Consider the following 14597-nt stretch of genomic DNA (forward strand, 5'->3'; position numbering starts at 1 on the left):
TCCCCACGTTCGGGGGCGGGCTCCCGCATGTCACTGGTGCAAGGTCAGGACCGGTGGGCGGCCGTCACGACGAACGGGGTGCCCTGCTGACAGGTGGTCATCATGCCGGGCTCCACCCGACCGGTGACCTCGACCCGGGCACCCGGCGTCAGCACCTCACGCGGGCCGCCGAGCAGCAGGTAACCGTCGAGCAGCACGCAGCCGGGCTCCACACCGCCCTGGACGGTGCCGCTCAGTGTGGTGGCTCCGACGCCCGGCGGCGTGCTCGGGCCGCCCGGTTTCGGAGTTTTCAGCCCGGGCGGCACGGACCGGGTGCCGGTCTCCGGCGTGGGCGTCGGGTCGGGCGTGGGCTGGCTGGTCACCGGCTGCGCTCCCGTCGGGGTCGGGCTGGGTGTGCCGCCCCCGACGCCCTGGCCGCCGCAGGCGCTCAGCGCCACGCAGACGGCCAGCGCGGGGACGGCGAGCCGAAGAGTCCTCATGCCGAATCTGACGTACGCCGACCCGAGTTCGTTCCCGCGCTTCAGCCGCGCGCCGCTGCGGCCTTCATGTCCCGCCTCAGCTCCTGCGGAAGCGAGAACGTGAGCCGCTCGTTGGCGGTGGTGATCTCCTCGACGTCGGCGAAGCCGCGGGCGGCGAGGTGGACCAGCACCTCCTGGACCAGGTCGTCCGGGACGCTCGCGCCCGAGGTCAGGCCGACCGTGGTGGCCCCTTCCAGCCAGGCGTCGTCGATCTCGTGCGCGAAGTCGACGAGGTGACCGGCGCGGGCGCCGGCGTCCAGGGCGACCTCGACCAGGCGGACCGAGTTGGAGGAGTTCGTCGAGCCGACCACGATCACCACGTCACAGTCGGCGGCGATCTCCTTGACCACGTGCTGGCGGTTGGAGGTGGCGTAGCAGATGTCGTCGCTGGGCGGGGACTGCAACAGCGGCAGCCGCTGCTTGAGGCGGGCCACCGTCTCCAGCGTCTCGTCGACCGAGAGCGTGGTCTGGGAGAGCCAGACCACCTTCTCCGGATCACGTACGGTGATCTTGTCGGCGTCGTCCGGGCCGTCTACCAGCTGGATGTGCGCGGGGGCCTCCCCGGCGGTGCCGATGACCTCTTCGTGCCCCTCGTGGCCGATGAGCAGAATGTCGTAGTCCTCGGCCGCGAAACGCCGCGCCTCGTGGTGCACCTTGGTGACCAGCGGACAGGTCGCGTCGATCGCCTTCAGCGAACGCGCCTTGGCCTGCTCGTAGACCTCCGGCGCCACACCGTGCGCGGAGAAGATGACGGTGGCGCCCTCCGGCACCTCCTCGTTCTCCTCCACGAAGATGGCGCCCTGGGCCTCCAGGGTCTGCACCACGTGCTTGTTGTGCACGATCTGCTTGCGCACGTAGATCGGGGCGCCGTAGAGCTTCAGCGCCTCCTCCACGGTCTGCACCGCGCGGTCGACACCAGCGCAGTAGCCGCGGGGCTTGGCCAGGAGCACGCGCTTGCCGGTCCGGTGAGTCGCCTGAGCCTCAGTCACCACCCCATCGTACGTGCCACTCCTCCCCCCGCCACCGGGCCGCAACTCCACCCCCGTTCCGCGTTGATCATGAAGTTGTTGCCCCGACACGCCGGCACGGAGGGCAATAACTTCATGATCGACGGCCCAGATGGGGTGGGTCGTAGGGTGGGCGGGTGACTGACGGTGGGGGGCGGGTGGGCGGCGGCGGGGCCAGCAGCGCTGAGGAGCCCTGGCCGGTACGGGTGGTCAGCCAGAAGGTGGGGGCCTGGATCGCCAAGCTGGGCTGGGTATGGGTGGACGGGCAGGTGGCGCAGATCAGCCGCCGCCCCGGGGCCAGCACCGTCTTCCTCACCCTGCGTGACCCATCGGCCGACCTGAGCCTGACCGTCACCACCAACCGGGACGTCCTGGACTCCGGCGCGCCGGAGCTACGCGAGGGCGCACGTGTGGTGCTGCACGCCAAGCCCGAGTTCTACGCCGCCCGGGGCACGCTGAGCCTGCGGGCCGACGAAATCCGTCAGGTGGGGCTCGGGGAGCTGCTGGCCCGACTGGAGAAGCTCAAGAAGCTTCTCGCCGCCGAAGGGCTCTTCGACCGCGCCCGCAAGCGTCGACTGCCGTTCCTGCCCGGCCGGATCGGGCTCATCACCGGCCGCGCCTCGGCGGCGGAGCGGGACGTGCTGACAAATGCCCGACGGCGCTGGCCGGCCGTGGAGTTCCGGACTGTCAACGTGGCCGTGCAGGGCCCGTCCGCAGTGCCGCAGATCGTCGACGCGCTCAAGGTGCTGGACGCCGACCCGAGCATCGAGGTGATCATCATCGCCCGGGGTGGCGGCGGCATCGAGGATCTGCTGCCCTTCTCCGACGAGGCGCTCTGCCGGGCGGTGTTCGGCTGTCGTACGCCGGTGGTCAGCGCGATCGGCCACGAGACGGACGCGCCCTTGATCGACTACGTCGCCGACGTCCGCGCCTCCACCCCGACCGACGCGGCGAAGCGGGTCGTCCCCGACCTCACCGAGGAGGTACGTCTCATCGGCCAGGCCCGGCACCGCCTGGAACGGGCGGTGCGCAACCTGGTCGACAGGGAGACGCACCGGCTCGACGGGCTGCGTTCCCGGCCGGTGCTGGCCCGGCCGCAGGTGATGGTGGAGCATCGGGCGACCGAGCTGACCGCGTTGCGTCAGCGGGCGGGCCGCTGCCTGGAGCACCGGCTCGGGGCCGCGGAGGATGACCTGCGGCACACCCTGGCGCGGCTGCGCGCCCTCTCCCCCGCTGCCACCCTCGACCGGGGGTACGCGATCGTGCAGCGCGCGGACGGCCACGTGGTCCGCGCGGCGGCGGAGGTCGGCAAGGGCGACCCGCTGCGGGTACGACTGGCCGACGGCGAGCTGGCCGCCACCGTCGATGGCTGAGTGGCGACGCGGCGCGGTGGGGAGTGATGTGCTGAGATGAACGCGATGACTGATGACACGAAGGCCGGGCCGGAAGAGCGGCTCAGTTACGAGCAGGCCCGCGCCGAGCTGGCCTCGGTGGTGGAGCGGCTGGAGGCCGGCGGCACGTCCCTGGAGGAGTCACTGGCGCTCTGGGAGCGCGGCGAGGCGCTGGCGGTGATCTGTCAACGCTGGCTGGATGGTGCGCGGGCGCGGATCGACGCCGCCCGGCAGGAGCCCGCTTCCTGACCGATCGCCGGTGGGGCGGCCGGAGCCGCCCCACAGCGGTACGTCAGTTGAACAGGCTGTACAGCTCGGCCGGCGCCTCGACGACCTGGTCCGCCGGCGGCTTCTGCGCGGCGGTGGCCGCACCGTAGTCGGAGTAGGTCATCTTGATCTCCTGGGCGGCGGTCTGTCCGGCGGCCGGCAACTGCAGCACCAACTCGCTGAGCCGACCCTGCGGGTCCACCTTCGCGGTGAACGGGACAGTCTTCGCCTGGGTGCCCAGCGCGGCGATCGTGGCGGCGTTCAACGAGCCCGCCTCGGCGGCCTTTGTGACGTCGATGGTGCCGGCGTACGCGCCGGTGCCGGTGCTGCGGACCTCGGTGATGCCCTGGGTGAGCACCGCGCTACCGGCCGGGTCGACCTTCTCGAAATCGAAGCCGAGGTTGCGGTTGCCCTTGATCCGGTTCTGGTCCAGGTGCTGGTACTTGCCGAGGTTGAGCTGCTTGATCGCGGGCAGGCTGTCGGCGGTGGGGCCGGTCAGCTCCAGCTTGACCCAGCTGTCCGGCTTGAAGTGGACCACGTCGAGCTTCATCGCCAGGTCGGACGAGGGGCCACCGATCGCGATCTTCATCGCCGCGCTCTGGCTCGGCTGGTGCACCAGCCCTTCCGCCGTCGAGCCGGCACCGGCCAGGCTGAACCGGAAGTTCCCGTTGCTGATCTCCTTGGTGGAGTCGAGCAGGGCCTGCTTGGCGTCGCCCGCCACCGGGGCACCGGACGCGCTCGCCGTGCCGGACGCACTCACCGTCGGGGACGGCGTCGATCCGGTCGTGCCTGTTCCGCTGGCGCAGGCAGCCAGTGCGGGCGTGATCAGAGCGGCGGCTACCAGGCCGGCGCCGAGTCGTCGAACAGTCATACGTGTCTCCCAAGGGGGTCACCCGACGACCTGGACGGCGCCGGAAACTCCGGGCGACGCAGCAGCACCGTCGGCTGCGTCGCGCGACCCGGACCGAGCAGCGCGCCCGGGTCACTCCCTCCTTGTTCCCTGTCGACGCGTCGGACAATCACCCTTCGGGCCTGTTGCCCAGATTCGGCGCCAGCGGGGCCATCCCACCGGGTCCGGTCAGCGCAGCGAGCCGGCCAGTTCGCGGAGTTCGTTGTCCCGGGCGTCGCCGACGACGATCACCGTGCGGGTCGGCTCCAGCAGGACCAGCGCCTGCTGGTTCCCCCGGGCCGTGTAGAGCTGCCAGGCGCGCCCGGCCAGCTCGGTGGGGCCCTGCGGCTGGGCCTGACTGGTCAGCTCGGCGGGGAGCAGACGGTCCGCCGGGACGCTGCTCTGCAGCAGTTGGACGCCCCGCCCCTCCGGCGTGAGGTAGCCGAGTCGCAGGTTCGCACCGCCCTCGACGGTCTGGTAGCGGGCGGTGACCGTCTTCCAGTCGGCACCGAGCCCCTGCGGCTGACTCACCGGAAAGACGTTCGCCGAACGTGCCTGCTCGATGGCGGGCGCCGGATCGACGGTGGTGGCCTGGTCGCCGCCGAGGAATCCCCGGTAGAACGCCAGCAGCAGCGCGATCGGGACGAGCAGCACCAGCAGCGAGATCGCCATGTCCTTCGGCGACCGCTCGGACTTGCCGGACACCGCCGGCGGCGGTGGGGTCGGGTCGGTCGCGGCGGGCTCACCACCGCGCCCGGCGGGGACGTCGGCCGGCGGCTGACCGTCGGGCGGCGGCTGACCGTCGGGCGGCGTGCGGTCGGCGGGTACGCGGTCGGCTGGCTGTGCGGGTTCCACCCGTCCATCTTCGCAGCCGCCCGACCGGCGGTATCCGGGCCATCACCGCCCCGCGCCGATGCCCGGTCGGCCATCGTGTGAGGATCAGCGACAAAGCCGGCAGTGGGGGCCTCCCCGCCGCCGGTCGTCCCCGCACCGTCGCGAGGAGGAGTAGCCGTCATGACGAACACCAGGACGCGGATCCCACAGGATCTCGACCGAAACCTTGCCCTCGACCTGGTCCGGGTCACCGAGGCCGCGGCGATGGCCGCCGGTCGGTGGGTCGGTCGGGGCGACAAGGAGGGCGGCGACGGGGCCGCTGTCGACGCGATGCGCAAGCTGATCAACTCGATCCAGATGCGCGGCGTGGTGGTGATCGGCGAGGGCGAGAAGGACAACGCCCCGATGCTTTTCAACGGCGAACACGTCGGCGACGGCACGGGCCCGGAGGTGGACGTCGCCGTCGACCCGGTGGACGGCACCACCCTGATGAGCAAGGGCATGCCGAACGCGGTGGCGGTGCTCGCCGTCTCCGAGCGTGGCGCGATGTTCGACCCCAGCGCCGTGTTCTACATGGAGAAGCTCGCCGTCGGGCCGGCGTACGCCGACGTGATCGACATCAACGCCGGTGTCGCGGAGAACCTGCGCCGGATCGCCAAGGTCAAGGGCACCGACGTCTCCGAGGTGACAGTCTGCGTGCTGGACCGGAGCCGGCACGACGACCTGGTCGCGCAGATCCGCCGGACCGGGGCGGGGATCCGGTTCATCTCCGACGGCGACATCGCGGGCTCCATCGCGGCGGCCCGGGGCGAGTCGGACGTCGACGTCCTGATGGGCATCGGCGGCACCCCGGAGGGCATCATCTCCGCGTGCGCGCTGAAGTGCATGGGCGGGGCGATGCAGGCCAAGCTGTGGCCGCGCGACGATCAGGAGCGGGAGAAGGCGATCGCCGCCGGGCACGACCTGGACCGGGTGCTGGGCACCGACGATCTGGTCACCGGCGACAACTGCTTCTTCGTGGCGACCGGGGTCACCTCGGGCGACCTGCTGCGCGGGGTGCGTTACCGGGCGGGTGGCGCGTACACCCAGTCGATAGTGATGCGCTCGAAGAGCGGCACCATCCGGGTGATCGACTCGTACCACCGGCTGGAGAAACTGGCCCTCTACTCCGCTGTCGACTTTGATGGTCGTCCGCTGGCCGAGCAGGAGTGACAGCCACCGACACGGCGACCCCGCAGACCCTGTCGGCCGCCCGCCGGATCACCGGCGTCGCGCTGGCGTCGGCCTCCGGGGTCGCGGTGGCGGTGCAGTCGCGCATCAACGGCGAGTTGGGGGTACGCCTCGACGACGGCTTCGCCGCCGCTGTCGTCTCGTTCGGCGTCGGCCTGCTGGTACTGCTGGTGCTGGTGCCCGCCACCCCCGGTGGCCGGCGGGGGCTGACCGCGACGCGGCGGGCCCTGCGGACCGGCACGCTGCGACCTTGGCAGTGCCTCGGCGGGATGTGCGGGGCCTTCCTGGTGGCCACCCAGGGCCTCACCATCGGCACGTTGGGCGTGGCGGTCTTCACGGTGGCTGTGGTCGCCGGCCAGACCGGCAGCAGCCTCGCCGTGGACCGGGCCGGGATCGGCCCGACCGGCCGGCAGCCGGTCACCCGGCAGCGGCTGGCCGGCGCGGTGCTCACCGTGCTGGCGGTCGGCCTGGCGGTCGGCGACCGTCTCGGCGACCCGGGCGCGCTGGCGCTGGCCCTGCTGCCGCTGCTCGCCGGGGTGGGTATCGCCTGGCAGCAGGCCGTCAACGGCCGGGTCCGAGCGGCGGCCGACAGCGCGTTGACCGCCACGCTTGTCAACTTCGCCGTCGGCACTGTCACCCTGCTCGTCGCGTTCGCGATCGACATCGCCGTACGCGGCTGGCCCGGCGGTCACCTGCCGAGTGAGCCGTGGCTCTACCTGGGCGGCCCGATCGGCATCGTGTTCATCGCGATCGCCGCCGCGATCGTCCGCTTCACCGGTGTGCTGCTACTCGGCCTGGCCACCATCGCCGGGCAGATCGTGGGCGCCGTCCTGCTGGACCTGATCCTCCCCACGGCGGCCTCGCACCCGGGTGTGAACACCCTGCTCGGGGCGGCGTTGACAATGGTGGCGGTGCTGATCGCCGCGCTGGCGCCACCCGCCCGCCGCTGAGTACGACGACGTCGGCTCTCGCACCGCGGCCCCGGCCGGGACGACTGTCAGCCGGCGTCGGAGGTGTGCCCGGGGAAGGGGCGTGCGCTCGGGTCGATGGCCATGGCCGCGCTGTTGACCGCCGTCGCCGCCTCACCGAAGCCGGTGGCGATCAGCCGGACCTTACCCGGGTACTCGGTGATGTCACCCGCCGCGTAGACGCGGGGCAGGTTGGTGCCCATCGCGCTGTCGACCAGGATGCGCCGCCGGTCCAGGCGTAGCCCCCACTCGGCGAGCGGGCCCTGGTCGGCGGTGAAGCCGAGCGCGGCCACCACGATGTCCACCGGCAGCGTCTCGGTCGCGCCGCCGCGCACCGTCACCTCGGCACCGGTCACCGCGACGTCCCCGAGCAGCCTGGTGACCTCGGCGTTGACCACCACCCGCACCGGCAGGGAAAGCACCCGGGCGACCGTCGAGGCGTGGGCCCGGAACTTTTCCCGGCGGTGCACCAGGGTGACCGACCGGGCCAGCGGTTGTAGCGTCAGCGCCCAGTCGAAGGCGGAGTCGCCGCCACCGACGATCAGCACGTCCCGATCGGTCAGCTCGGTCGGCTCGGTCACGAAGTGGACGATCCCCGAGCCGGGGGCGCCGTCGGCGCACGGCAACGGCCGAGGGCTGAAGCTGCCGAGCCCGCCGGTGACCACGATCGCGCCGCACTCAAGCTGCTCGCCACCGGCCAGGCCGAGCACCGGGCGACCGTCGGCGTACGCGAGCTTCTCCACCTGGGTGCCGAGCAGGTACCGCGGATCGAACGGGGCTGCCTGGGCCAACAGGTTGGCCACCAGGTCGCGGCCCTTGACTGCGGGAAAGCCTGCGACGTCGAGGATCAGCTTCTCCGGGTACATGGCGGTGACCTGGCCGCCCGGCTCGGGCAACGCGTCGATCACCGCCACCGACAGCCCCCGGAACCCGGCGTAGTACGCGGCGAAGAGGCCGGCCGGACCGGCCCCGATCACGGCGACATCGACCTCGCGCATGGCGTACCGTCGCTTTCCGCTCACGGATCAACGCGTGCTGATCTCGACCGTAAGCGGGTGCCGACGGCCGGGCAAGCTCGTCCCAGAGCCGCGCCGGAGAGCCGCCTCAGGGCAGGCTGAGCGTGGAGCCGGAGTAGTCCGAGCCGCCCACTGCGGGTCGCCGCCGACGGAACAGGATCGCCGCCACCACCCCACCGAGCAGGCCGAAGAGGTGCCCCTGCCAGGAGATCCGCTCGTCGGTGGGGAGGATGCCGACCAGCTGCCAGCCGTAGAGCAGACCGACCAGGAGGAAGACCGCGAAGTTCCACCAGCTGCGCTCGACGATGCCCCGGGTGAGCAGGATGCCCAGGTAACCGAAGATGACACCGCTGGCGCCGACCACCACCGAGTTGGGTGAACCGGTGAACCACACGCCGAGCCCGCTGACCAGGATGATGACCAGGGTCGACCAGAGGAACCGGCGGGCGCCGGCGGCGAGGACGAAGGTGCCCAGCAGGATCAGCGGGATGCTGTTGCTGTAGAGGTGATCGAAGCCGTGGTGCAGGAACGGGGAGAAGAAGACCCCGTCCAGCCCGTCGATGCGCTGCGGGATGATGCCGGCGGTGGCGTCCAGGCCGAACGCGAGCCCCTGGTCGACGGCCTCGATGAGAAAAAGGAACGGGACCACCGCGCACATGGCGACGAACGCCCGGCCGAGCGCGGCGTAGAACGCCTCGGTGCCGAACTGGTAGGGGTCGCCGCTTGACGGGTGCAGGGTCACTCCACAACTGCTATCAGCAAAAGCGGCCGACCGCCACTCACGTCCCGTCCGGAGTACGCGCGAAGGCGGGGCGAGTGGAGAGCCACCTGCCCCGCCTTCGCGGGCCGTCAGTAGTGGTTGTTGTTCTGGAAGTAGGTCCAGGCGCCGCAGGGCGTCTTGTACTTGCCCTTGACGTAGCCCAACCCCCACTTGATCTGCGTGGCCGGGTTGGTCTGCCAGTCGGACGCGACGGAGCTCATCTTGCTGCCCGGGTACGCCTGGGGGATGCCGTACGCGCCGGACGAGGAGTTGCGGGCCTTGTGGTTCCAGCCGCTCTCCTTGGTCCAGAGCTTCTCCAGGCAGGGGAATTCGGCGATGCCGAAACCGGCGTCGATCATCAGGGCGCAGCCGGTCTTGCGGTTGCCGCTGTACTCGGCGCAGGACGCCGGGATCGGCCCGTTGTACGGCTTGGCCTCGGCGTTGGCGGCTGCGCGCTCGCGCTTACGGGACGCTGCGGCGGCCTCGGCACGGCGAGCACGTTCGGCGGCTTCCTTGGCGGCCTGCGCCGCCCGCAGCTTGGCCTGGTACTCGGCGGCCCGCTGCTTGGAGAACTGCACCTGGTGGGCGGCCTGCCGCTCGCGCTGGTACGCGAGGTCGGCCCGGTCGACCTCGAGACTGACCTGCTCGGTCAGACCCTGTTGCTGGGTTTCGCGGTCTTCGCCCAGGTAGAAGCCACCGGCAACGCCCACGGAGAGCAGGGCTACAGCAGCCGTACGGGCGCCCAACCGGCTCCACAGCCGACTCACGAAGTGGTCCCTTCGTCGGGAGCAAGGACGTGGCGCGGCGCAGACCACAGGTGGGCCCTCAGCCGTGCCACGAGCGCCCCGACCGGTTGCCGGCCGCGCCGACGCACCGACCTTCGCCGATGTCGTCCGTCTCGTGACGAACGATCGCCAACGATTCCGGTGGTGCATGGACGCTCGTGGGACACGATTGCGCACAGTGAGGCTGATGGGAAACCAACCAGACCGTTTGTGATCTGTGCCACACCAAAAATGCGGACAAAAGCCCGCATAACACCCATTAGATCGGGATGTCCTCCAGGAGGTCCGTGACCATTGCGGCGATCGGCGAACGCTCCGAACGGCTGAGGGTCACGTGCGCGAAGAGCGGATGCCCCTTGAGCGCTTCGATGACAGCCGTCACCCCGTCGTGCCGGCCGACCCGCAGATTGTCCCGCTGGGCCACGTCGTGGGTGAGCACCACCCGGGAGCCCTGCCCGATCCGGGACAGCACGGTCAGCAGCACCCCGCGCTCCAGCGACTGGGCCTCGTCCACGATCACGTATGCGTCGTGCAGGCTGCGCCCACGGATGTGGGTCAGCGGCAGCACCTCCAGGATGCCCCGCGAGGTGACCTCCTCCAGCACGTTCTCGTGCACCACCGCGCCGAGCGTGTCGAAGACCGCCTGGGCCCACGGCGACATCTTCTCCGACTCCGAACCCGGCAGGTAGCCCAACTCCTGGCCACCGACGGCGTACAGCGGGCGGAACACGATCACCTTCTTGTGTCGGCGGCGCTCCATCACCGCCTCCAGCCCGGCGCAGAGCGCCAGCGCCGACTTGCCGGTGCCGGCCCGGCCACCCAGCGAGACGATCCCGATCGACTCGTCCAACAGCAGGTCGAGAGCGATCCGCTGCTCGGCCGAGCGGCCGTGCAGCCCGAACGCCTCCCGGTCGCCCCGGACCAGACGCACCGACTTGTCCGGCAGCACCCGACCGAGCGCGGAGCCACGCCCGGAGTGCAGCACCAGACCGGTGTGGCAGGGCAGCCCGGCCGCCTCGTCGAGGTCGAGCGTCTCGCCGGCGTACAGCTGGCCGATCTGCTCCTCGCTCAACTCCATCTCGGACATGCCGGTCCAGGTCGGGTCGCTGGCCTGGCCGTGGCGGTACTCGTCGGCACGCAGACCCACCGAAGCCGCCTTGACCCGCAACGGCATGTCCTTGCTGACCAGTGTCACCTCCCGGCCCTCGGCGGCGAGGTTGAGCGCGACGGAGAGGATCCGGGCGTCATTGCTCTCGGTGCGGAAACCGGGCGGCAGGACACCGTCGTCGGTGTGGTTGAGCTCCACCCGCAGGGTGCCGCCGACGTCGTTGGCGGGCACCGGGCGGTCGAGTCGGCCGTGCCGCACCCGCAGGTCGTCGAGCATCCGCAGCGACTGCCGGGCGAACCAGCCCAGCTCCGGATGGTGTCGCTTGCCTTCCAACTCGGTGATGACCACCAGAGGTAGCACCACCTCGTGCTCCGCGAACCGGTGGAACGCCGCCGGATCGGAGAGCAGAACCGACGTGTCCAGGACAAAGGCCTGGCCGGCTGGTCGTGGCTCCTTGGGGTCGGCCGGCGCGGCGGCCGCCGAACGGCGGCTCCTGGTGGCTCGGCGGGGCGTGGCAGTCGCGGCCGGGGTCTGGTCGGCACCGGCGATGGTACGGCGAGTCGTCACAGGCCTGCTCCGACGGATGGGCACCCGCCACCCGTGTTCCGCCTCCTCCGGTGCCCGGGGACACGGGGTCGGATGCGGAACCCCATGCGCGAGGTCGCAGATCCGGGCGGACCGGCTGGCTCGGGAGAACCCCGTGCCATGCCTAGACGCTAGCCCCGCCGGACCTTCCCGGCTAGGGGCCGAACGTGGATCTCCCAAGACGCGCTCGTGAACAGCGCTCCGTCGACGCCCGCACCAGCCGAAACGCGCTGTCGTGAACGCGGCGGAACCGGCCGGGATGCATGCCCCCTGCGCGCACCCCGGCCGGTGGGGCCACCGTCACCGGTCTGACGTGACCCCGACGGTGCGTGTCCGCCGCGGACGACGCACCGCGCTCGTGGCGTCGGTCGGCGGGGCAGCCCCGCCGGCCGACCTCACCCGGTACGTCGAACGAGCGTGCCGGTCGGGTGCCGCCCGGTGATCGGGGCGGCCGGCGCGCTGAACGACGAGCCGGTGTACGTGGTGCCGGGGCGTTCGACAGCGCCGGCGGACCGGACCACGCCCGCTGGCGACACCGACAGGGCCGAGGCGATCGCCGCCTGGGCGTCCCGACGACGCCGGTTCCAGGCGCCCCGGTCACCGTCGAAGTAGCCCTGCCGGTACCCGAAGCGGTAGCCGATGCGGTAGCTGAGCTGCCCGTGCAGCCGGCCGGCCGCGTAACTGGTGGCACCGAGCACCAGGACGAGGAACACCGCGAGGAACGGGCTCATCGGGCAGCTCCGGCCCAGCCGGGACGCCAGGTCATCGCTCCTCCGGCTCGATCGTGGTGGGGTCGGCGACGAGCAGCCGGTCCAGGTCGTCGGTGCTGACCTCCTCGACCAGCTCGACGCTGATCCGGCAGCCGTCCAGCACGACTTCGGCCACCGAGGACCGGCGGATCTCGCCCCCGGCGTCGTAGACCCGGACGCTCAGCTCCGGGCAGCCGAGATGGGTACGCCAGGCGTTCCACTCGGCACGATCACCGACGCTCAGCGACAGGTAGCGGCAGCCTCGGGCCAGGTAGAGGCGCCAGGGGGCGGTCAGCCCTGCGGCGACCCCCTCGGCGATCAGCCCGAAGGCCTGGGCGCGGGTGGCGAGCTCGGTCACCACGACCCCCTGGCACCGGGGGCGTGACGCATGTGAGCACCAATCGTCTCATGCACGTGACACACCGTAGATTGTCCCATGGGCGTGACAGTATCAGCTTTTCGTCCGCTTACGTTTGCCACTACGTTCATCTATTCTGCCCGCGTGACACCCCTCAACAGTGGCACTGACTCGTTTACCGGAAATCCGAACCCTTCGTCACGTCTGCGTGACAGTGGCGAGCCGGGGCGCGCACCCGCAGCTGGCTGGCCGTACCGTCACGGAGTGACCGAGACGGCCAATGCGCGGAAGATCGCCTTCGCCACCTTCGTCCGGCGGGCCCTGGACGAGGCACGGGCGACCCGAGCCTGGAGCGGCACCGAGGTGTCCCGACGCACCGGCGTCTCCCGGCAGACCATCAACCGCTGGGTCCGGGGCGACTGGGCCAGCGACCCGGAGGCCGAGCGGGTGGTCGCCTTCTGCGAGGGCCTGGGGTTGAACCCGGCCGCGGCCTTCGCCGCACTCGGCTGGGACCGCGCCGCCTCCGGCCCCCGCCCCGGCCAGGCCGCCCCTCCGATGGACCCCGACGTGGAGGCCCTGCTGCGCCGTCTGGTCGATCCGCAGGTGTCGGACGCGGAGAAGTTCCACATCCGGGAAACCATCAGATACCTCGCATACCGCCCAACGTTGCCGGTCGATGTCCGAAAAAGGGGCAATCAGGCAGGCTAGTTCCTCAGATAGCGAAAGAACGCCTGGTCAGGTTCATTCGTTTACCTCCGGGGTTGGAACGGGCACGCTAGCGTCCCTATTCGTACTGCTTGGGCTCGTCATCGGCGGGGGGACGGGACAAGGCCGAACCCAGCCCTGCGGGACAGAAGGAGGGGTCTGTCCATGACCCTGAAGTGGTTGGCAGTCGTGGTCGCAACGGTGTCGGTGACACTGTGGGCGACCGGCAACACGGTGACCCTCGCGGTCGACGGCGGGCAGCTGCCGCTGCTCGTCAACCTCTTTGCGCTCATCACCGCCGGCACCGCGGTCGTCCTGGCCGTCGTCGCCGAGCTGCACGAGCGTCTGAACAACCGAATCACCGCGCTCACCGAGTTCCTGGTGGCACGGCTCAACGAGATCGACAACCACACCGGCGATCGCAACACCGGGTTCGTGGAGGGCTACCTGTTGAGCCACGGTCAGGAGGCGGCGGTGGTGCCGTTCGGCCGGCGCGGACGAGGAGCCGCCGAACGCTGATCGCGTACCGCTCAATGGGTTCGCTCGGCCAGGAATGAGCCTGGATCGCCGGGGTACGCTGACGCGCGTGCCGCCGTTGAATCTGGGCAATCAGCAGCCGAGGACCCCGTTGAACGCCGACCAGGCCTGGCAGACAACCGCCAGCCGGGCGGCCGGGACCGTGCTCTTCTTCGACTTCGACGGCACGCTCGCGCCCGTCGACGACGATCCGACAGCGGTACGCCCGGCGCCCAAGGCGTTGGCAGCGATCGAGGCGCTCGCCCCGGTCGTGCAGCGGGTCGCGATCGTCTCCGCCCGACCCGTCGAGTTCCTTCGGGATCAGCTCGGCGGGCTCGCCGGCGTGGACCTCTACGGCCTCTACGGGCTGGAGCACAGCCACTCCGGCGGCGAGACAGTCACCGAGCCGGCCGCGCTGCCCTGGGTGCCGACGATGGCGGAGCTGGCCGACCTGGCTCGGGCGGAACTGCCGCCCGGCACGCTCGTGGAGTACAAGCGGCTCTCGGTAGCGCTGCACTGGCGTACCGCCCCGCAACTCGGCGCGACGGTGCAGCAGTGGGGGCAGGCGCAGGCCGACCGTCTGGGGTTGCGCTCGCAGGCCGGGCGGATGGTGCTGGAGCTCAAGCCACCTGTCGACCGGGACAAGGGCATGGTGATCGGCGAGGCGATCAAGGGTGCCACCGGCGCGTGGTACTTCGGCGACGATGTCTCCGACATCAAGGCCTTCGCGGCGCTGCGCGCTCGCGCCGCCGCCGACCCGGACTTCCTCGGTGTCTGCGTGGCGGTGGCCAACCCGGAGACCGGCCACGAGGTGGCAAACGCCGCCGACCTGACCATCGAGTCGCCAGCCGCCCTGGGTGACTTCCTCACCCAGGCGCTGACCCACCTGACCTGACTCCGACGGCGTCGCC

17 protein-coding genes are annotated in these 14597 nt (G+C 71.1%); 7 read left to right on the forward strand and 10 right to left on the reverse strand.

Annotated features, from left to right (window positions below; all coding sequences use genetic code 11):
* Positions 1-44 precede the first annotated feature (44 nt).
* Together AB0K35_RS32285 and AB0K35_RS32290 are read right to left on the reverse strand one after the other, a co-directional pair.
* On the reverse strand, positions 45-479 hold the full coding sequence (locus AB0K35_RS32285; RefSeq protein ID WP_363890267.1) for a hypothetical protein: 435 nt from the start codon (positions 477-479) through the stop codon (positions 45-47).
* A gap of 41 nt (positions 480-520) precedes the next feature.
* Positions 521-1507, reverse strand: a complete 987-nt coding sequence (locus AB0K35_RS32290; RefSeq protein WP_238666692.1) for a 4-hydroxy-3-methylbut-2-enyl diphosphate reductase — start codon at positions 1505-1507, stop codon at positions 521-523.
* A gap of 155 nt (positions 1508-1662) precedes the next feature.
* On the opposite strand from AB0K35_RS32290, the gene xseA reads away from it, so the two are divergent.
* Both xseA and AB0K35_RS32300 read left to right on the forward strand, forming a co-directional pair.
* Positions 1663-2898 (forward strand): exodeoxyribonuclease VII large subunit, encoded by a 1236-nt coding sequence (gene xseA / locus AB0K35_RS32295; protein ID WP_238666693.1) that lies wholly within the window; start codon positions 1663-1665, stop codon positions 2896-2898.
* 45 nt (positions 2899-2943) lie between these two features.
* Positions 2944-3165 carry an exodeoxyribonuclease VII small subunit gene (locus tag AB0K35_RS32300; protein WP_363890269.1) on the forward strand — a complete coding sequence of 74 codons (222 nt, stop codon included), beginning with the start codon at positions 2944-2946 and terminating at the stop codon, positions 3163-3165.
* Between the two features lie 43 nt (positions 3166-3208).
* Here AB0K35_RS32300 and AB0K35_RS32305 read toward each other — a convergent pair whose 3' ends face one another.
* Both AB0K35_RS32305 and AB0K35_RS32310 read right to left on the reverse strand, forming a co-directional pair.
* Positions 3209-4054, reverse strand: coding sequence for a hypothetical protein (locus AB0K35_RS32305; RefSeq protein WP_238666694.1), 846 nt, complete (start codon positions 4052-4054; stop codon positions 3209-3211).
* A 207-nt stretch (positions 4055-4261) separates the two neighbouring features.
* Positions 4262-4927, reverse strand: coding sequence for a DUF4245 domain-containing protein (locus tag AB0K35_RS32310; RefSeq protein WP_363890271.1), 666 nt, complete (start codon positions 4925-4927; stop codon positions 4262-4264).
* A 159-nt stretch (positions 4928-5086) separates the two neighbouring features.
* On the opposite strand from AB0K35_RS32310, the gene glpX reads away from it, so the two are divergent.
* Both glpX and AB0K35_RS32320 read left to right on the forward strand, forming a co-directional pair.
* Positions 5087-6118 carry a class II fructose-bisphosphatase gene (gene glpX, locus AB0K35_RS32315; RefSeq protein ID WP_238666696.1) on the forward strand — a complete coding sequence of 344 codons (1032 nt, stop codon included), beginning with the start codon at positions 5087-5089 and terminating at the stop codon, positions 6116-6118.
* A complete protein-coding gene (locus AB0K35_RS32320) occupies positions 6115-7086 on the forward strand; it encodes a DMT family transporter (protein ID WP_238666698.1) in 972 nt (323 codons plus the stop codon). Before glpX ends, AB0K35_RS32320 begins: the two co-directional genes overlap by 4 nt.
* A 47-nt stretch (positions 7087-7133) precedes the next feature.
* Here the strand turns inward: AB0K35_RS32320 and AB0K35_RS32325 are convergent, their stop codons facing one another.
* From AB0K35_RS32325 to AB0K35_RS32350, 6 genes are all read right to left on the reverse strand, one after another.
* Positions 7134-8102, reverse strand: coding sequence for an NAD(P)/FAD-dependent oxidoreductase (locus AB0K35_RS32325; protein WP_363890415.1), 969 nt, complete (start codon positions 8100-8102; stop codon positions 7134-7136).
* Positions 8103-8208: 106 nt separating this feature from the next.
* Positions 8209-8862 (reverse strand): rhomboid family intramembrane serine protease, encoded by a 654-nt coding sequence (locus AB0K35_RS32330; RefSeq protein WP_238666699.1) that lies wholly within the window; start codon positions 8860-8862, stop codon positions 8209-8211.
* Between the two features lie 107 nt (positions 8863-8969).
* Positions 8970-9647, reverse strand: coding sequence for a lytic transglycosylase domain-containing protein (locus tag AB0K35_RS32335; protein WP_238666701.1), 678 nt, complete (start codon positions 9645-9647; stop codon positions 8970-8972).
* Between the two features lie 277 nt (positions 9648-9924).
* A complete protein-coding gene (locus tag AB0K35_RS32340) occupies positions 9925-11340 on the reverse strand; it encodes a PhoH family protein (RefSeq protein WP_238666702.1) in 1416 nt (471 codons plus the stop codon).
* A gap of 413 nt (positions 11341-11753) precedes the next feature.
* Positions 11754-12089, reverse strand: coding sequence for a hypothetical protein (locus AB0K35_RS32345; protein WP_091394339.1), 336 nt, complete (start codon positions 12087-12089; stop codon positions 11754-11756).
* 31 nt (positions 12090-12120) lie between these two features.
* The gene (locus AB0K35_RS32350) at positions 12121-12465 is read right to left on the reverse strand and encodes a hypothetical protein (RefSeq protein ID WP_030328857.1); all 345 of its coding nucleotides are present in this window, start codon (positions 12463-12465) and stop codon (positions 12121-12123) included.
* A 264-nt stretch (positions 12466-12729) separates the two neighbouring features.
* Here AB0K35_RS32350 and AB0K35_RS32355 point away from each other — a divergent pair, with 264 nt between their 5' ends.
* The 3 genes from AB0K35_RS32355 to otsB all read left to right on the forward strand — a co-directional run bounded on the left by AB0K35_RS32355 (position 12730) and on the right by otsB (position 14581).
* Positions 12730-13173: an XRE family transcriptional regulator gene (locus AB0K35_RS32355; protein ID WP_238666704.1), complete on the forward strand. Its 444-nt coding sequence runs from the start codon at positions 12730-12732 to the stop codon at positions 13171-13173.
* Between the two features lie 162 nt (positions 13174-13335).
* Positions 13336-13689, forward strand: coding sequence for a hypothetical protein (locus AB0K35_RS32360; protein WP_238666706.1), 354 nt, complete (start codon positions 13336-13338; stop codon positions 13687-13689).
* Between the two features lie 67 nt (positions 13690-13756).
* Positions 13757-14581 carry a trehalose-phosphatase gene (gene otsB / locus AB0K35_RS32365; RefSeq protein WP_238666708.1) on the forward strand — a complete coding sequence of 275 codons (825 nt, stop codon included), beginning with the start codon at positions 13757-13759 and terminating at the stop codon, positions 14579-14581.
* Positions 14582-14597 lie beyond the last annotated feature (16 nt).

This window comes from Micromonospora sp. NPDC053740 (genome assembly GCF_040677775.1).
GTDB lineage: Bacteria > Actinomycetota > Actinomycetes > Mycobacteriales > Micromonosporaceae > Micromonospora > Micromonospora alfalfae.